Source organism: Microbacterium sp. ISL-59, from assembly GCF_018613945.1.
GTDB lineage: Bacteria > Actinomycetota > Actinomycetes > Actinomycetales > Microbacteriaceae > Microbacterium > Microbacterium oxydans_B.
Genome location: NZ_JAGGPG010000002.1, coordinates 1092105 through 1110402 on the forward strand (window position 1 = coordinate 1092105; position 18298 = coordinate 1110402).

The window sequence follows — 18298 nt, forward strand, 5'->3', positions numbered from 1 at the left end:
CGCGTCGCGCGTTGTGAAGGAGATCTCACGCTCTGAAGGAGCTGTCTGCGGAAAGGCTCCTTCGAAGCGTGAGATCTCCTTCGCGTCACGCGGGAACCGGGGACGCGGCAACGATGAGCACATAAGCGACGGTGATGGCCACGAGGCTCAGACCGATCGCCACACCACCGATCACGTGCGGCGATCTCCTCTTGACGAGTGCGATGACAAGCAGGGCGAGGTGTGCGACGAGGATGACGATGAGCGCCACTCTCAGACCGTCGATCGCCAGGTTGGCGACATCGTCCCTGCAGGAAGATGCGCATCCATCCATTCGCATCGCAGTGAGATAGACGAGAAGGATGCCACCGCAGGCAACTGTGATCTGAGCCAACGCCCAGAGCCCCGCGGCGACGTAACGTCGCCGCGGCATGCGCTGGATCGCCCCCCACTGGCTCGTCTCGGTCATGAGAAGTCAGTCATCATGTGTCGGACAAACGCTCGCGGTTCGGACATGTAGCCCTTATAGGAGCTATGGATCTGGTTGTCAAACGGCGCCCCGGCCTGGCTTTCGCGGGTGGCGCGCAGCGCGTTGTGAAGGAGATCTCACGCTCTGAAGGAGCTAACTGCGGAAAGGCTCCTTCGAAGCGTGAGATCTCCTTCACGTCACGCGGGGCGACGCGGGTCGCACCCTGCTACGCCGACAGAGCTCAGGCCTGGGGCAGCGCCGCGACGACGTCGATCTCGACGAGGATGTTCGCGAGCTGCGAGCCCACGGTCGTGCGCACGGGGTACGGCGCGGTGAAGAACTCCTCGTACGCCTCGTTGAACTCGGCGAAGTCGGCGAGGTCCTGCAGGTGCACGGTCGACTTCACGACGTCATCCGTGGTCAGCCCGTGCACGGCGAGCACCTTCTGGATGTTCCGGAGCACCTGGCGGGTCTGCTCGCCGACGCTCTCGGGAACGGCGTGATCGTTCGCCGCGTCCTGCGGGCCGAAACCCGCGGTGTACAGGAATCCGTTCGCGACCACTCCGTGGCTGTAGGGTCCGGCGGGCGTGGGCGCCCCGTCTGCGTAGAATCCGGTCTTCGGCATCTTTCTTTCCTTTCGTTGACGATTCAGGTCTGTGGTGAGCGGCGGAGGCCCCGACCCGGCAGGGCGCCGGTCAGGTCACCGTCGGCGAGAACGCGGATGCCGGCGACGAACACGTCGTCGATGCCCACTCCGCGTCCGCGCGGGCTCTCATACGTGGCGGTGTCGGCGACCGTCGCCGGGTCCACGAGCACGAGGTCGGCCACCGCGCCCGCCTCGACGGCGCCGCGTCGTCCGAGGCCGAAGCGCCGGGCCGGCAGCGTCGACAGGTGGTGCACCGCACCCGACCAGGTCCAGGTCGCCCGCTCGCGCACGTATTCGCGGAGGAACAGCGAGAACGAGCCGGCGGCACGCGGATGGGGGTGGGCGCCGATGAAGATGCCGTCGGAGCCGCCCATGTGCGCGGGGTGACCGAAGATGCGGGCGAGCTCCGCGCCCGACCGGGGGCTCCGAACGGCCATCACGGCACTGCACTCCAGGCGGGAGTCGGCGAGCGCGTCGAGGGCGAAGTCGATCGGGTCGACGCCCGCGCGCGCGGATGCTTCGCGCAGCGTGAGCCCGTGCGCCCAGGCCAGGTCGGGGGCGGCGAGGTGAGCGAGCGTGATCATGTCCGCCCACTCCGGGCCGAGGCTGGCGCTGCGCACAGCCCGCAGCGTGCAGAGCTCGCGAAGCTCGGCGCGGCGCGACGGGTCCGCGATCACGGCGACCGCCTCCGCCACGGGCAGCGCCGATACCTCGGGCGGGAGCAGCGGCATGCCCAGCAGCGTGCATCCGCGGGTATAGGGGTACGCGTCGAAGGTCGCATCCACCCCGGCGGCATCCAGCGCGGCGAGCTGATCGAGCACGATGTCGGCGTCGGCGTGGAAGTGCGAGATGTGCACGGGCAGCGGCGATCCCGCCTGCTCGGCGGCCAGACGGGCGATCTCGGCGATCTCCCCCGTGCCGGCGGCGGTGTTCGACTCGTACCCTCCGCGCATGTGCGTCACGTACACGCCTCCGGCCCGCGCGACCGGCTCGCAGAGGGCAGCGATCTCGGCGGCGTCCTGGAAGATGCCGGGCGTGTAGTCCAGCCCGGTCGACAGGCCGAGGGCACCGTCGGCCATCCCCTGCGCGACCAGCTCCCGCATGCGCCGGCGCTCCTCGTCGGATGCTGAGCCACCCCTGCGACCGCACACCTCGAAGCGCACGGTGCCCGCCGGCACGAGATAGCCGCCGTTCACCGGCGACGTTCCATCCACGGAGGCCAGGTACGCGTCCACACCCCCACCCCGATAAGTGGGGTGGGTCCCGTTGATCGCGGCGAAGTACTCAGTGGCGTACTCGCCACTGCCCGGCGCGTACGACACACCGTCCTGTCCGGCGATCACGGTGGTGATGCCCTGGCGCAGTAGTGACAGCGTCACCTCGGGGTCACTCAGCAGGCCGTCGGCGTGGGAGTGCGCGTCGATGAAACCGGGAACCACCAGGCGGTCGGAGGCGTCGACGACCTCGTCACCGGGGCGGGCGTCGATGTCGCCGACTTCTGCGACGAGCCCCTCCTCGATCGCGACGTCGGCGCGCACGAGTCCCGTCGCGTCGACGACGGAGCCGCCGCGGAGCACTACCCGGTTCATCGCTGCTCTCCTCAGAAGTAGGTGCGGACGAGGCCCGTGACCACGTCGGAGTCGGCGGATTCGACGACCGGCAGCACACGCCACTTGTCGAAGGCGGTGCAGGGGTGCGACAGCCCGAGACGCACGACCGAGCCGATCTCGAGCGCCTGCTCCGACCGCACGTACGAGTGCTGATCGTTCATCGCCGAGACCTCGCCGTGCAGCGGCTGCCAGGGGCCGTCGACACCGGCGGACGAGGAGCGGGGGATCGGCAGCCCCTCGTCGTAGGGCAGATCCCGCTTGCCGGCGTCGACGAGAGCCAGACCGGGCTCCGGCGCCGACACGACCCGCGCGAGTCCGTGCATCGCGTTCACGAACCGCGGGGAGCCCGCGGGCTGCGCGGCCCCCTCATCGAACGGCGAGATGCTGCGATAGAACCCGTCGTCGTGCACGATGTAGGCGCCCGATCGCAGGGTGAAGTGCGTGCGGTCATCTCGCGCGGCCGCGCCCCAGACATCGGCGACGACGTCGAAGTACGCGCTGCCCCCGGCAGTCACATAGAGCTCGCCGTCGTCGTAGAGCGGTGCGATCGCGGCGTGCAGCTCGAGCTGCGACTCCAGGTACGCGCGGACGGCCACGAGCGCCGCGGCGGAGCGATCGTGCGCGAGACTTCCCTCGTATCCGCCCACCCCGGCGAGGCGCAGCACGGAGGATGCAGCGATGCGCTCAGCCACGCGCATCGCTTCGTCGATCGACCGCGCACCGGTGCGACCACCCGCGCCGCCGAGCTCGACGCAGACGTCGACCGGACGCGGTGTGCCGGTGGAGAGCAGAGCCGCCTCCATCGCCTCGACCGTCGCGATCGAGTCGGCCCAGCTCACGAACCGGAAGTCCGGATCCGCCAGCTCCTGCGCCAACCACGCCAGCGCGGGCCGATCGACGGCGGCGTTCGCGAGCATCACCGAGTCGACGCCCAGATCGCGGGCGGTGCGCACCTGCCCCATGGTCGCGAACGTGATGCCGAGCGCACCGGCATCCGTCTGCCGCTTCCACAGCGCGGGCGCCATGGTGGTCTTGCCGTGGGGCATGAGGGCGAGCCCCCGCTCCGCACACCACTGCGCCATGGTGGCGACGTTCGCCGTCATCGCGGCGTCGTCGAGCACGATCAGCGGTGTCCAGAACTCGTCGAGCCGTGGTTCCGAGGCGAGGAATTGCTCCGCGGTCAGACCCACTGCGCGCACGGGCAGGCCCTTGTCGCGAACCGTGAGGAGCTCGGCATCCATTTGCGTCATCGCGAGGCTCCCGTCTTGATCGACGCCGTCGGCGCGAGTTCATGCAGACGCCCTGCACCTTCGACGTCCGGCTGGATCGATGCCACCAGCGTGGCGATGACACCGATCACGGCGATCACCGCCGAGTAGACGACCACCGGCCAGAAGGCGCCGCCTGCAGCAGCGACCAGCGCGGTGCAGATGAGCGGAGCGAGGCCGCCACCGAGCGTGTTGGAGATCTGGTAGCCGATGTTGACACCGGTGGTGCGCGCCTCCGGGTCGAACATCTCGACCAGCATCGTCGAGAGCGTCGCCTGCATCGCCACGCCGAACACCACGAATCCGAGGATCTGTCCGAGCCAGATCAGCCACATGTTCCCCGTGCTGAAGAGCATGAACGTGGGATAGACCATGGCCGCGAAGCCGAGGCAGCCGATGATGTAGACGGTACGGCGACCGATGCGGTCAGAGATCGCTCCCCACAGCGGGGCGACGACGATCTGCAGCAGACCCACGATCATGGTTCCAGCGAACCCCATCCATGCGGGCAGGCCGTTGTCGGAGACCATGAACGCCAGGCCATACGTGAGGATGACATAGCCGGCGATCGATTGCGGCAGGCCGATCAGGATGCCCATGATCGCGTTCTTCGGGTGCCGGAACGCCTCGACGAGCGGGTTGGGCTTCTTGCCCGTCGTGGCCAGGAGCAGCGTCTGCGTCTCGGTGAAGGCCTCGGATTCTTCGAGCTGACGACGAAGCAGCACGGCGGCGATCGCGAGCACGATCGAGAAGACGAACGGGATGCGCCATCCCCACTGCAGGAACCACGATTCGGGAGTGAGGCCGAGGCCCGCCATCAGACCACCCGACACCACGTTCGCGACGCCCGCACCGCTGATGAGGAACGCGCCGTAGAGTCCTCGCCTGCCGGTCGGCGCGGCTTCGACGACCATCGTGGCCGCGCCGCCCATCTCGCCGCCGACAAAGAAGCCCTGGAAGAGCCGGCACAGGAGCAGAAGCAGCGGTGCGGCGATCCCGATCACCTGGTCGGACGGGATGAGCCCGATGCCGGTGGTCGCGATGCCCATGCCGATGACCGTGCTCATCAGAACGACCTTGCGGCCCTTGCGGTCACCGACGATGCCCCAGATGATCCCTCCCACCGGGCGGAGGAAGAACCCGACGGCGAAGGTCGCGAACGACGACAGCTGTGCGACGACAGGGTCGTTCGTCGAGAAGAACACCGCGGGGAAGACGGCTGCAGCGGCGAGGCCATACAGGTAGTAGTCGTAGTACTCGATGAGCGTTCCGATCGCCCCACCGGCGATCGTCTTGCGCTGCTTCGGGGTCAGGCCAGATGAGGCGGCGGTGGCCATCCGGGGCTCCTTCTCGGGGGGATGCGCGACCGCATCCGTTGCGGTCGGCCTCGACGGATCGTCTGGGGCGTGGATAAACTAACAGCGAAATAGACAATCTGTCTATCTCTCGTATTTTTTGTACGCCTGTATCCTTGCTCCGGATTGGAGTCACAGAATGCCGACATCGACGACAGCAGAGAACGCGGTCGCGGCCCTCGCCGACGACCTCGCACGCGAGACGTACGAGAGCGCCGAGGAGGTCCTCCGCCTCTATCGGCCGGTGCTGCGCGCCCTCGCCACCGCGGCCGGACCGACCGTCGAGGTCGTGCTCCACAACCTCGACGGCACCGACGTCGACCTCGGCCACACGATCATGGCCATCGAGAACGGGCACGTGACCGGACGCGCCGTCGGCGGCCCGTCGACCTCGCTCGGCCTGGACGTGCTGAAGGATCGGCGAGGGAACCACGACGCCTTCGGCTACACCGGCTACACGAGTAACGGGCGGGAACTCCGCTGCTCCTCGGTCTACTTCCACAATCGCGCGGGTGACATCATCGCGTCGCTGTGCGTGAACGTCGACCTCAGCCCGCTGCTGCTCGCCCGCCAGACGCTCGACGCACTGCTGCCCTCATCGGAGCCCGCGGACGCCCCGAAAGAGTACTTCGGCGCCGACCTCGTGTCGGTGATGGACTCGATGATCACCGAGGCCATCCGCGAGATCGGCCGACCGCTCGAGAGCATGACCCGCGACGACAAGATCACGGTGCTGGAGCGGCTGGACCAGCGCGGCGCCACGCAGATGCGCAAGTCCGTGGAGGCGATCGCGAAGCGGCTCGGCATCTCGCGCGTGACCGCGTACTCCTACCTCGACGAGGCCAGAACACGATGACCCACACAGGGATGACGGGAACAGGGATGACGATGGACAACTCCGGATTCGACGAGCTCTTCGGCGGCACGCGCCTGATGGCGATCCTCCGCGGCATGGGAGCGGAGCGGAGCCTCGCCGTGTCGACCACCGCGTGGGACCTCGGGATCGATGTCGTCGAACTCCCCATCCAGACCGCTGATGACGTCGAGGCGCTGCGCGTGGTCGCCGCCGCCGGACGCAAGCGTGGCAAGGTCGTCGGCGCCGGCACCGTGGTGTCGGCCGAGCATGTCGCCCAGGCGGTCTCTGCCGGCGCCTCGTTCACGGTCAGTCCTGGTCTCGACCTCGACGTCGTGCGTGCTTCCCACGAGGCAGGGCTGATCAGCCTTCCCGGCGTCGCCACGGCGAGCGAGGTGCAGTCCGCCCTCGCCGCAGGACTCACCTGGCTCAAGGCGTTCCCCGCCTCGGTGCTCGGTCCGCAGTGGCTCACGGCGATGAACGGCCCGTTCCCCCAGGCACGCTTCGTGACGACGGGCGGCATGAACGCGAGCAACGCGGGTGAGTACCTCGACGCGGGCGCCCACGTCGTCGCCGTCGGCTCGGCACTGGAAGACCCGGCGCAGCTGCCGCAGCTCGCCGCCCTGCTCGGCTCCGCCCCTCGCGCATGACCGATCTCGGTGCGCGGCTCGCCTATGTCGACGCGCGTCTGGAGTATGAGATCGACGCGGTCGCCGCGCACGATGCCGTGGCCGCCGGTGAGGTGCTGCTGGTCGACACGCGACGGCTGGAGTCCTGGCAACACGGCCACATCGCCGGTGCGGTGCATCTTCCCCAGTCGGAGATCGCGTCGGGGATCGAGTCGCTTCCCCGCGATCGCACGCTCGTCGTCTACGGCTGGGGCCCCGGATGCAACGGGGCCACGGCCACCGCGCGCGTGCTGCTCGCCGCCGGCCTCGATGTGCGCGAGCTGCTCGGCGGGTTCGAGTACTGGGTTCGCAACGGGTTCGAGGTCGAAGGGGCGCTCTCGCGCCAGGAGCCCGATCCGCTGGTGACCGCCGAGAGCTGAGACTGGCATCCGCCTCCTCCGCGCGAGCGACTCCTGAGACGACGGCCGCGTGTTCTGAAGGAGAACTCCCGCTTTGAAGGAGCCCTGCGCTGCATGGCTCCTTCAGAACGCGAGATCTCCTTCGTGTTGGGTGGGGCGGGACGGATGCGGGACGGATGCGGGACGGATGCTGCACGAAGCGGGTAGGGGTGGCACCGCCTCACCGCAGCCCGAACGGTCCGAGCACCACGCGGCGACGGGTCCGCACCCACACCACGCCATCGGCGCGCTTCTCGGCACGGGTGGCGAAGCGGTAGCGATACGACACGGCCCGGACCCACCGCGGCGGCTCGCCGTCGAACGGGTCGACGCGGATCAGAGCGAGTGTCGGAGCATCCGCTTCGAGCAGCCGCACCATGAACGCGGTGAACCAGTCGTCGAATGAGTGCCCGAGGGGCAGGAACCACATCAGCCAGTCGAGGCGCAGATGGTACGGAGCGAACTGCCGCGGCATCCGTCGCACGTCTCCGGGCTTGCCCCGGAACTCGTACTCCCGCCACTCGACGCCCTCTTCATCGGCTGACCCCTCGACGACGATCTCGATGCGTTCCTTCGTGACCGTGCCGAAGGCGCCGTAGGCGTTGGCGAGTTGCCAGCGGTTGAAGCTCGCGTTCATGAGTTGCCGCCGCGCGAACAGGTTGCGCATCGCCGGCACGCTCACCACGACGTAGAGCAGCCCGACGGCCGAGGTGATCACGACCCAGTACAGGGGGATGCCGGAGAGGATCCACGGTGCGTCGCTGGGTGGCGTGACGTCCGCCGCCCCCACCCCCGGCAACCCGATCGCCGAGACCGCGATGACCATCGTCGCCCAATTCAGCCACGCGAAGTTGCCCGTCAGCACCAGCCAGGCCTGCGTCAGGATCACGATGGATGCCGCGACTGCGCCGACGATCTGCGGCACCGGACCCTCCACCCACAGCGACAGCAGTGGCGCGAACAGGAAGAACGGCACCACGAGCTGCGCGAAGTGGTTGCCCACCACCTCGCCACGGTGGAACCAGCGCGGCAGCAGATGCGCCTGGCGACTGAGCGGACCCGGCATCGGCTGCGTCTCGTGGTGGTACGTCATCGCCGTCAGATCACGCCACTCGCGGCCACCGCGGATCTTGATTGGCGGAGATGCAGTATTCAGGTTTGCGATATTCCGCTTAGCGTGCCGACCCGTGGCATTGCTGCACCGCGCCCCTCCCCTCGAACTTGCCCGCAGGAGGCTTGCTCGCACTCATTTGGGCCGCGATCGGCGCCCGCATCACCTTCGCACCTGCGAGCATGTCATCGCTCGCGCCCGGCTGCTCTGGGGACACCTTCTCCTGAAGGCGAGTGCGTGACCCGGACGGGTTCGACGAAAGAGGAGGGTGGAGGCGGACGGCGGCCGGCGCCGGACGCGCCACAGCGGTATGGACTGCTTCGACACCTAGCAACGCATGCCGTGTCTCGTCGCGTCTACGCCAAAGCGAGGACATCGTCAGTCCTCGCGCCGACAGGGAACGCGGCCGGTTCAGTGGGTTGCTCACTGCCGAGATCGGTCAGGGAGGCGAGCTGGCGTGCCGTGAGGTATCGGAAGCTCTGCGCAGGCTCCAGGCGAAGAACACGGCGAAGCTGCGTTAACGGCACTGGGCTCCCCCACATTCGGGGTTGCCTCAGTTGCAGGACCGAACATTCCGAAGCACCATCGAGGTACGCCGTCAGCTCTGAGCGCGCTAGACCGATCACGTCGGAATAGTCGCGCCAGATCGCGGCAGGGTCACTACGGATGAGACCGGCGGACTCCATGGTTCCCAAAATCGACTTCTCGGGCGACGACGAGTAAATCACCACCGTCATTCCGACTGGGACATTAGGGAAACGCCGCCGAATCTCCGCGGTCTTCGTCCCCGCGAGCAGCGCCCGCGCAAACCGCGGGCGCACCGAAAGCAGAAGTGACCGGCTCATACGACGCGCGACTCGCCCGTCTGGAGCCGGAGCACCGCGTCGAAAAACTCGGGGTCGACGGATCGCATGCTTTGCACCTCGCCTTTCACGTGCTTACGGAAGAGATCGTCGTGTCGTGACACTGATTGAGAGAGACGTTCAGTGTCCTGGAAGCGTATGACACTGACAATCCCATCCTTGCCTGATGCAGCCTGGATGTCCGAGGTCCGCAAGACCCCAAGATTCGCGAATCGCTCCACCGCGTCTTTGACCGGCACCCGGACAGCATCGACCATCACCGACCGCGCGACAATTCGACTCACGCTTTTTCCCTTGTCGCTGCTGGCGTACCAGAGAACGCGGGCCGGTAACGCCCGAGGCCGCAGCTTCGACCCCGAGAAATAGACCAGCTCACGGGACAGGCCCAGTCCCCTCCGACGAACGGAAAAGAGCCCGTCGTCGAACGCCAGCAGCCGCGAAGCCCATTTGGGTTGGATAGGGATCAGATACGTCGGTAGCGCCGCATCCGTGACGACAAGAGGCCAACGCGTCCTCTCCCAGATCGTGACGTCGGTGGCCGTCCTGATCCCGAGCTCCCCCCGACTCGCTGTCGCCGGCCCCATCGTCGCGGTGCGCGGGGATCCTGTCGTGAAGCCGTCCGTGTCGAGTGCAGCGTCGATGGTGGCCGAGATCGCCGGATCCGTGACTTCCACGCTTGTGGCGCCGTGTTCCCACGCCACTCGGCGGAAGTGACGCACGAGTTGAAACGCGACCGTGCCTCCCCTCTCACCCCGCATCGCACGCAACAACGGCAACCGCAACACTCCGCGGTCGATCGACACCGCTGCAAGCGCCCACAGCCTCCCGTCCCCATCGGTGAGCTTCTGCACTGTGACCTGTTTTGGCCGGGCCAGCAGTTCACGGATTCGCCGGTCGAAGTCAGCGGGCCGGGCCTCGACATCAAAGACACGAAACACCCCCTCCAGGGCCGGATCCACGGACGACAAGACCGTCCATTCCAAGTCGCTGTCGTCGATAAGGCGAGAACGAAAGTCGGAGACGAAGGACTCTGGAGTGAGCGCGCCAATGAGCTCATGCGGACGCACGACCCGTAAGCCTCGCGCGAGCACCTCCCATCCAGCAGACGCGCGGTGCACGTTGCCGTCGTTGGTCACGAAGTAGTCGGCGCCCGCATGAATCGCATCCGCGACATGCAGAACATCCGAGAGCAGGCTTGCGTCCTTCTCCCGCAGCTCCGGCGCGATCGCAGCGAGCAGCTCATCCTCGAGGCGGCGATCAGTGGGGCGGCGCGTGCTCAGACGGGTGAGGTGTGAGGTCGCGTCCCTCAGGTGTTGACGTTCGGCAGGGTCCGTGATCCGACTCATCTCGTTATCGGCCTCTCCGGACACTGCAAAGCTCACGAGCGGCTGAAGCCAGTCCGAGTCAAGAGCCGAGGACTCTTCGCGATGATCACGCCGCACCCCCGGCGGCGAAAACAGGTCGCCGATGATGTTGGTATCGAGGATCGCGACAGGCAGCCCCGACTGGAGCGAGGCCGCTTCTAGGAGATCAAGCCCGCTATCGACATTGACCCGCTTGACCCAGTTAGTGAGGATCGATCCATTCAGCGCCCGCCCCGGCCGTTCGGAAGCCGCATGCATCCCTAGGGAACGCCAGAAATCGTCGATCTCGTAGTCAGTTCGACACGTCGCCGCGATCAGGGATCTGCCAGGGTGAAGCCCCACAGCGGCGTCGACGAGGGTCCGGGCCCAGCCCGCCCCGCGCGCATCAGCACGAACGCAAAGGTGAACGAGCTTGATCAGGTTGTGCCGAGGGATGTCGTATAGCACGTACGCGACAACCTGATCATCGCGCCGACCTATCAGGAGACCCTTATGCTTCGCACGATCACGAAACGCCGCATCAGGCATCGGCCCGAGCGTGGCGCGATTCGCCTTGTGCAGGGCCAGCACACCCTGAAGAGCCGCGTCAGCAGAGTCCACACTCGGACCCCAAACAATAACGTCACCACCCACCGCGGTCTCCCCTCAACCTGCCATACCCCGGTCTAGCACAGCCACACGCCGCCACGACCTTGCCGAGCCGCACGCTCCCGAGCAACACTGCCCCTCCCGCTCCCACGTCGCACCCAGCGGACACGTCCCGACGCGCTTTCCGAGCCATCGATGTCACACCCGTTCGACATGATCTGACTATGCCAAGACCCGACCGCCGCGACCCAGCGCCAAGCCACGACACCCCCGAAACCTTCTCCGAAAGCAGCATCCTAGGACGAGTCTGCGATACATGCTCATTCGACGAATCAGTGATCGGCTTCGAGCCGATACCCGACAGTTCCGGATACACGTCCGACGGACAGCCCATCTTAGTTTTCCCCGACCACACCTGGGCGGGCTGGATGTCCTGCACCGGCTGCCAGAGCGTGACGCGAAACCGGGGAACCACGGCGTCGCCCGAGAACGGTCGCGAGTACTGCGCCTTGCACGCGCTTATGTCGACAGTGACGTGTGGAGAGACCACGCCGGCCCGCTGGTCGTGACCGTCCCTCTCACCATTACGAGCCACGGCGACAACGGATAACACCGTCGTCGCCGGAACCACCAGGTCCGCGCAATTCGCCGCAGGCCGATGAACGAGAGGCTCTGGCACCGGATTGATTCACCCGCGGGACGACGAGCGTGACGTGGCGCATACCGCGCAGCACGGACTCGTTGCTCCCCTGCGATCTCGGGGCGTGCCCAGGAAAGCCCGCTCGCGGTCTGACTGGCGAGCGCGAGACGCAAATGGCTCCGGCCATTCGTGCGCGAAGGTCGCGATTGACACGTGTGGCGTTTCACGGGTCCCTCGAGTGCGAGAGTTTCGACTCGGATGTGGCGGCCCAGATATCCGCCCGAAGCGTTCTATTGGGGCGAGTACGTCATGTCGAGTTCGAGGACGTTGCCGTACTTCGTTCCGAAAGAGATCCCGAGTGAGCGGATGGCGTCAACCTTTGCTCCGACGAAGGGAGACTTGCTCATGTCGACGCGGGTCGGGGAGGAGATGCTGCCGCTTCCGGGTCCCAGGTTTCCCCAGTTGTTCTTTCCCCACACTCGGAGTTCGCCGTTGGTGAGGACGACAGCGTGGGAGGGCGAGTGTTGGGTGGTGAACAGCTCGACCCCGGTGATGGTGCGGTGCGGTGCAAGGACATGCCGTGTCGTGCCGTTTCCGGCCTGCCCCTCAAGATTGTTGCCCCACGCGTAAACGGAGCGGTCGACCGACAGCGCTGTGAACGCAGCGTCCCCGCCACCGTAGACGCCCTCGAAGTTCTCGCCGACCATGGTGGGTCGCGCATGCACCTGCACACCGGGCTTCCCGTTCCCGAGTGTCCCATAGTCGGCACGGGACACACCCCACGTGTACAGTTCACCGTTGTCGAGGACAGCGGCGTTTGCGGGGAATAGCGGGTCAGAACCCCATCTGCCCATTGTTGAGGCGGTGTTCGCGATTCGGTGCTCGCCGAACTCGGGAAATGACACCGGGGTGGGGACCGCGTATCCGCTGCCGTCGTCGACGACGACTCCTCCGCTGTATCGGAACGAACCTGTGGTGGCGCGAACGTCCCCGGTTGCGAGCAAGCTTCCGTCCTCGAGTTCGAAGAGCGTTGCCTGATACAGGGGCAGGATGCGGGTCACGGGGGCGGGGAACGGCACGTTGGTCGGCGCGTGGATGGCCCCTGGTGCGCCGTCGATTCCGAGGACGCCTCGAACATTGCTTCCCCATGCGACGACGGATCCGGCCTCGGTCAGTAGCCATGCTGCATGCTCGCTGACTGCGAGGTCTACGACTCGCTCGCTCTCGGCGGCGGTGCCGGCAAGGGGCAGTTCTGTGGGTTCGCGAAAGCTGGAGAGGGGTTGTCCGTTACCTCCCAACCCGTTTTCTGGTGCCCCCCACCGAAACACCTTCCCGGATTCGGTGACCACCGCGTGAAGGTATTCGGTGTCTTCTCGGTCCACGATGATCTCGTCATCGAGCGCATTCGTGGTGCGATCCACGACACTGAACCGATTCGGGGAGTTGAAGCTGTGCGTGTCGACGCCCAGCATGTTGCCGCCGATATCGGTGCCGGCCGCGACGCGGTAGACGCCGCCGCTGGTTGTGACGTGGTTACCTTCGACCACAATTTGCTCGGTGAAGGCGTCCGGCGAGTCCGACTGGGCAGGAGCAAGCGCTACTCCGGTGATCGCAAGTGCGGCGAATGTCCGCTTGAGTCGGGAGGTGCGGGGAATCGAGATCATGATGGCTGTCGTCCTACTCGAAGGTTGCACGGAAGTTGAGGTTGAATGTGAGTCCGGTGTCGCGCGGGATTCCTGCTGCTTGGAACTCCGCGGCGTCCTCTACGAATACTTCGACGCGAATCTGCTTGCTTTCCCCCGGTGCGAATGCGATCCGGCTCGCCGATGGGATCTGCATCGCATCGAGCCGTCCGGTCTTGATGGTGACCTCGCCGGAGATGACTTGGGTGCTGAGCAGGCGAGCGAACTTCAGTTCGAGTTCGGGGTCTGGGCCGTATTGTCGCGCGGCGCGGATGTCGAGGACCGCGTTGGTTTGGGACTGGTTGGTGACGGTGAAGACTTCGAAGGTCTTCTCGCCGTTGATGGCTCCGATGTAGTCGTAACGAATCGGTGACCCTTCGACCGCGAGAGGCGGCGGTGGCGGCGGCGGAACATGCGTGAACTCGTTGTTGACGATGGTCGAGTCGCGCGTGACGAGCGCGCCCGCGGCGGGAGCCTGCACGGACAGGGCTGCGAGGACAGCTACCGCAGCGATCGCGCCGAATGAGCGGTAGCGTTCCATCTGGACTCCTAGGTGCGTGGGTGGATGCGTTTTCATGGTTCGGGGTTTCGCTCTGGTAGGACATCATCAACGCGATGGGCGTCGTGAAGTATCGGTGCGTGACATGGTCGGGGGCGGAGTCCGCTCGGGTCGGAGTGGCTGCTGTGCGCGTCGAGCCCGACGCGCACAGCAGGAGGTGGTGGCACCCGAGATCCACCACCGTTTCTGCGAGGCCCGTCCTCACAGAAGTCGTGAAACCGTGCGGATGCGGTTCAGCCGGACATGCCGGTTGACCCGGCTGTGTGCTCTGGCGAAGCTGCTGGACGACGGAGTAGCACTGAGGCGGTGAGAAGCAGCCCGCCGGCGATGCCAAGGAGCAGTGCTGGCGTATTCGCGCCTGTTGCCGCGAGCGAGTCCGGTGACGCGATGGCGTCGAACGTCAAGTTCGCTGTGACGGATCCGGGAGGAGCGGGTGCGGCGTCGACGTCCAAGCCAACGGCGATGCAGACCGTTGCTGTCTCTCCTGGCTCGAGCACCCCCTGGGAGATCTTGTTTCCGCCGGTGAGGGCGACGTTCGACTCGGCTACGCAGCCACCTCGGCTCGCTGACAGCGTGAGCTGGTCTGTGGAGCCGCGGTCTCCGGCGTGATCGGTGACGGCGGCGGCGAGGGTGATTCTCATCGTGTGCGGCCCGGTGTTTGTCAGGTGAGCGGTGCGCGTCTCCTGTTGGCCCCGCGTCAGGGTGACATCAAACAATGCGGAACGCGGGGAAACGACGAGGCCACCTTCGGCGCTGGTTGAGTCTGAGTGAACGGCAGCGCTGTCGGCGTGCACCGTCGAGCCCAGAGGCGGGTTGAGTGCGGACGCGTTCGCGTCGGCTGCATTCAACGCGAGCGCACCGCTGATGCACAGTGCGCCAAGCAGTCCCCCGATGAGCCTGATGGTGGTGGTCATGCCAGCTGAGCCTTTCGCTCGAGAGGTGTGTCGATGTGATCAACGTCGTCCGTCTTTCGGCGACGCCAAGTGACGAGGAACGCGGGCACGGCGAACAACCCCGTCAGGATTCGTCCGCCCCAGCTTTCAACGAAGCGGAAGGCGTCGCTCAGCCCTCCTTGGAGTGCGAAGCGGGGGGTCCCCATGACGAGATCTTGCGTGACCGGGGCTGGGTCGGCTGACTTGTTTCCGTCGCCTTTGAGAGTGGCGCCGGTTGCGTCGTGGCTGAGGACTCGGTGGACGTACTGTTCGTCTTTGTTGCCGGGGGTCATGCTCACGACGACAATGAGTCCGTCGCGTGTGAGTTCGTCTCCGGTTGGCTTCTGAACGGCGAGCACATCGCCGATTTCGTATGTCGGGGTCATGGATTCGCCGGAGACGACCATGAAGTAGTCGCCCGTGATTTTCTCCCATGCAAACGGGAGGATCATCAAGATGAGGGCGATGACGGCGAGCGAGCGCCAGATGAGAACGAGGAGCTTCATGACGGGCTTTCAGATTTTGGGGCGGGGCGGTCTCGGGTGACCGCGGCAGGGGCTGAGCGTTCGGGTCGCTCAGCCCCTGATTCCTCAGCCGAGGAAGATGCTGTCGAACAGGTAGTCGACGGTGACGCGGGTGTCGGGGGCGATGTTGGCAGCCTTGAACGCAGCGGAGTCAGCGACGTACACCTCGACGCGGATGGACGTCTCGGTGCCGGCTTCGATGAGCGGCTGCGACGCGGCAGGAATGGCCATCTTGTCGAGCTTGCCGGTCTCGATGGTCGTTCCGTCGATGACGATGCGAGTGTCGAGGTTGGCCATGAGCTTCTTGATCTCGTCGTTCGATGCGTGGGGCTTAGCCGACACGTTGAACTTGAGGTCGTTCGCCTCCGAGAGGTTCTTCACGGCGTAGTACTCGTACACGAGCTCACCGTCGACCGCACCAGAGAAGTCATACTTCATCGGGTCACCCTTGACGGTGAAGTCGGCGGGCGACTCCGGCGTGGTGACGGCGCCGAAGACGTTGTCGAGGATGGTGCTGTCTCGCGTGACGAGGGCCCCACCGGCGGTGACGCCTGCGACGAGAACGGCGGCGATGCCACCGGCAATGAGGGAACGCTTGCGGGTGTTCTTGTTCATTAGGTTCTTTCTGTCCTAGGGGCGCTGATGCGCGCCCAACCGCAGACAAATATTCCCCGTCGCCTTACGACGCGCTTATATTTCACTAGCTGGTTATCTCGGCTGCGATGCCGAACTCGGCCGCGGGTGCTGCCTGTCGCGCTACGAAATATGCCCTTGTGTGCGCGACGGCCCGACTATGCAACCGACGACGATTCCGCCCTACGATCTGAGGGAACCGGGCGGGCGCCCTGTTCCGTTCCTGACGGCCGCGGCTGATGTTGCGCCCGCAGATGGGGTATTGCGTTAGGGCGCGTCCGAACGCCCGGGTGACAGCGCTGGATCAGATGCTCGTCCGTGCAGTTCGGCGCGTCGCGCGCTTTGCCTTGCCAACCAGATTTGAAGAAGCGCCAATGCGACCAGCGACAGGGCAATCACAACGACGTATACCGCGACGCCGAGATGTTCACCCGGCACACTGGCGGGGTTGAGGAATGGGTAGGGGTACCACGGGGTCGTGCCTGTTGCCGTGGACTTCACGAATGGGGCACGCAGCAGCGTGTAGACCACCCACAGGAGCGGAAATACCGCGGCAATCCACGCGTCTCGCCACTGCAAGCGACGCTTTCGAGGAGCGATGACCGCGTCGATCACGAAGAAGAGCGGCCCGACGACATGGAGCAGTTCATTTGACCATGGCACCGTAGCGCCCTGATCCAAGGGCAGCCCGCGCAACATCGCGTTGTATACGAGGCCCGTTACGATCATGTAGCTGCCGGCACAGACGAGGGAGAGGGCGAGCCACCTGGGCTCGGGCTTCGCGTGCTGACGTGTGCGCCATCCCCACACCGCCGCGACAATGAGAACTACGGCGGCCGCTGCGTTGGACAGGATGGTGAAGAAGCTGAAGAAATTCGTGATGGCCGTCGGCATATGGCGCCCCCACGCATCCGTCGCGTTGAGCGCCGAGACAACGGTCAGCTGAAATTGCGCACCAACGGCCGCCAGCAGTCCGACCGCCACGACAATGCGAAGCACGGGCCAGAGTCTGTTCATGAGGTCTCCGCAATGAGGCGATGAATGGGCATATTCCGAGGGAACCCTACAGCTCATAGAGGAGGGCCGCACGCAACAGCGATGTAGCCACGCCGAGCCAACGCATCCCAACCGCATCCACATTCGCGTGACATGTCCCGCGCTGCGTCGTCATCCTGCCTCCTACCGAAGTGAAGCCGCGGCCGCACGCATGGGTACCACGGAAGCAGTCATGAAGAGCTCCACGATGAGGTCGCGCAGTCGAGCGCCGTCGCGACTTTCGATCGCCTCACGCATCCCCCGGAGAGTGTTCTCGTGAAACGCAGCGAGTTCCGGCGCGATGGGATGAGTGAGCACCAATCGGCTGAGATGAAGAGCGAGACGCCCGTTCAGGTCGTCGAGCATAATGCGGTTCTCGGCTGCGTCGACGACGGACACCCAGTACGCCCACCACAAGCGAAGTCCGTCCCGCATTCCCGAGCGCGTTAGGTCGAACGCGAGAAGGTCGTCGATGCAGTCCCGCAAGACGTCGATCTGCTCATCGGTGTAGACCGGGCAGGCCACCCACGCGCAATAGGAGATGAGAGCGGCGGCGGCCTCGGCGCGCTCGGCCTGCGCTGACAGGTCAACGGGTGCGACGTGTGGGACGCGATCATCGCCGATCTCGACGAGGCCGACGTCCACGAGGCGCAACAACGCTTCCCGCAGCGGGGTGCGCGAGATCCCGTACGCCACCTGCAGGTCCTGGTCTTTGATCTCTGCAAAGGGCGGAAGATGACCGGAGATAATTGCTTCGGCGAGATCATCGAACACTTGGTCGCGGATCAGGCTGCGCGGTCGGGTATGCGGCCGTGCGTCAAGCGAAGCTTCCATTAGGCCCACGGTATTGAAGGGTGGTCCGCGAACGCGTCATATCTCGCACTCATACATCACCCCTCAGGTCCCGGGTTCTGGGGTCGTCGATGATCAGGCAGCGACGACCCGCTCACGGTACATTCGCACGATCGCAGCGGGGCGCGGCGTTGCGAGGACCGAAAGTAGCCGTGGGGTGTCGTGCGGGTGATGTGAACTCGGAGGTCGAACGATTTTGGGGAATCGCCAAGCTTCTTCGACAGGAGAGAGCGTGCAGTCGGTTCGATCTGCGCCATCGTCGTCGCTCG

16 protein-coding genes and 1 pseudogene are annotated in these 18298 nt (G+C 65.8%); 3 read left to right on the plus strand and 14 right to left on the minus strand.

Annotation, left to right across the window (positions count from 1 at the left end):
- Positions 1–85: 85 nt before the first annotated feature.
- The 5 genes from J7E45_RS09335 to J7E45_RS09355 all read right to left on the minus strand — a co-directional run bounded on the left by J7E45_RS09335 (position 86) and on the right by J7E45_RS09355 (position 5309).
- Positions 86–448, minus strand: coding sequence for a hypothetical protein (locus J7E45_RS09335; RefSeq protein WP_215068737.1), 363 nt, complete (start codon positions 446–448; stop codon positions 86–88).
- A 241-nt stretch (positions 449–689) separates the two neighbouring features.
- Positions 690–1073, minus strand: a complete 384-nt coding sequence (locus J7E45_RS09340; RefSeq protein WP_091027668.1) for a RidA family protein — start codon at positions 1071–1073, stop codon at positions 690–692.
- Between the two features lie 23 nt (positions 1074–1096).
- Positions 1097–2683: an amidohydrolase family protein gene (locus J7E45_RS09345; protein WP_215068739.1), complete on the minus strand. Its 1587-nt coding sequence runs from the start codon at positions 2681–2683 to the stop codon at positions 1097–1099.
- A gap of 11 nt (positions 2684–2694) precedes the next feature.
- The gene (locus J7E45_RS09350) at positions 2695–3954 is read right to left on the minus strand and encodes an alanine racemase (RefSeq protein WP_251053564.1); all 1260 of its coding nucleotides are present in this window, start codon (positions 3952–3954) and stop codon (positions 2695–2697) included.
- On the minus strand, positions 3951–5309 hold the full coding sequence (locus J7E45_RS09355; RefSeq protein WP_215068741.1) for an MFS transporter: 1359 nt from the start codon (positions 5307–5309) through the stop codon (positions 3951–3953). Before J7E45_RS09355 ends, J7E45_RS09350 begins: the two co-directional genes overlap by 4 nt.
- A gap of 157 nt (positions 5310–5466) precedes the next feature.
- Between J7E45_RS09355 and J7E45_RS09360 the strand changes: the two genes are divergently transcribed.
- From J7E45_RS09360 to J7E45_RS09370, 3 genes are read left to right on the plus strand one after another with little or no spacing between them, the layout of a single operon-like run.
- Positions 5467–6183 (plus strand): transcriptional regulator, encoded by a 717-nt coding sequence (locus tag J7E45_RS09360; protein ID WP_215068743.1) that lies wholly within the window; start codon positions 5467–5469, stop codon positions 6181–6183.
- A 26-nt stretch (positions 6184–6209) separates the two neighbouring features.
- Positions 6210–6830: a bifunctional 4-hydroxy-2-oxoglutarate aldolase/2-dehydro-3-deoxy-phosphogluconate aldolase gene (locus J7E45_RS09365; protein WP_215068745.1), complete on the plus strand. Its 621-nt coding sequence runs from the start codon at positions 6210–6212 to the stop codon at positions 6828–6830.
- Complete coding sequence (locus J7E45_RS09370; RefSeq protein ID WP_215068746.1) at positions 6827–7228, plus strand: rhodanese-like domain-containing protein; 402 nt, start codon at positions 6827–6829, stop codon at positions 7226–7228. The genes J7E45_RS09365 and J7E45_RS09370 overlap by 4 nt, the downstream gene beginning before the upstream one ends.
- Positions 7229–7427: 199 nt before the next feature.
- Here J7E45_RS09370 and J7E45_RS09375 read toward each other — a convergent pair.
- The 9 genes and pseudogenes from J7E45_RS09375 to J7E45_RS09415 form a co-directional block, all read right to left on the minus strand.
- Positions 7428–8381: pseudogene (locus J7E45_RS09375) on the minus strand (lipase maturation factor family protein); the annotation flags it as partial.
- 817 nt (positions 8382–9198) lie between these two features.
- Complete coding sequence (locus tag J7E45_RS09380; RefSeq protein WP_215068747.1) at positions 9199–11184, minus strand: GNAT family N-acetyltransferase; 1986 nt, start codon at positions 11182–11184, stop codon at positions 9199–9201.
- Between the two features lie 918 nt (positions 11185–12102).
- The gene (locus J7E45_RS09385) at positions 12103–13476 is read right to left on the minus strand and encodes a hypothetical protein (protein WP_215068748.1); all 1374 of its coding nucleotides are present in this window, start codon (positions 13474–13476) and stop codon (positions 12103–12105) included.
- Positions 13477–13489: 13 nt separating this feature from the next.
- Entirely contained in the window at positions 13490–14035 is a 546-nt protein-coding gene (locus J7E45_RS09390) for a hypothetical protein (protein WP_215068749.1), read from the minus strand.
- 251 nt (positions 14036–14286) lie between these two features.
- A complete protein-coding gene (locus J7E45_RS09395) occupies positions 14287–14967 on the minus strand; it encodes a hypothetical protein (RefSeq protein WP_215068750.1) in 681 nt (226 codons plus the stop codon).
- Positions 14964–15491, minus strand: a complete 528-nt coding sequence (locus J7E45_RS09400; RefSeq protein ID WP_215068752.1) for a S26 family signal peptidase — start codon at positions 15489–15491, stop codon at positions 14964–14966. Before J7E45_RS09400 ends, J7E45_RS09395 begins: the two co-directional genes overlap by 4 nt.
- Before the next feature lie 84 nt (positions 15492–15575).
- The gene (locus tag J7E45_RS09405) at positions 15576–16124 is read right to left on the minus strand and encodes a hypothetical protein (protein WP_215068754.1); all 549 of its coding nucleotides are present in this window, start codon (positions 16122–16124) and stop codon (positions 15576–15578) included.
- A 285-nt stretch (positions 16125–16409) separates the two neighbouring features.
- Positions 16410–17159, minus strand: a complete 750-nt coding sequence (locus J7E45_RS09410) for a Pr6Pr family membrane protein (protein WP_215068757.1) — start codon at positions 17157–17159, stop codon at positions 16410–16412.
- 162 nt (positions 17160–17321) lie between these two features.
- A complete protein-coding gene (locus J7E45_RS09415; RefSeq protein WP_215068759.1) occupies positions 17322–18011 on the minus strand; it encodes a GntR family transcriptional regulator in 690 nt (229 codons plus the stop codon).
- Between the last annotated feature and the right edge of the window lie 287 nt (positions 18012–18298).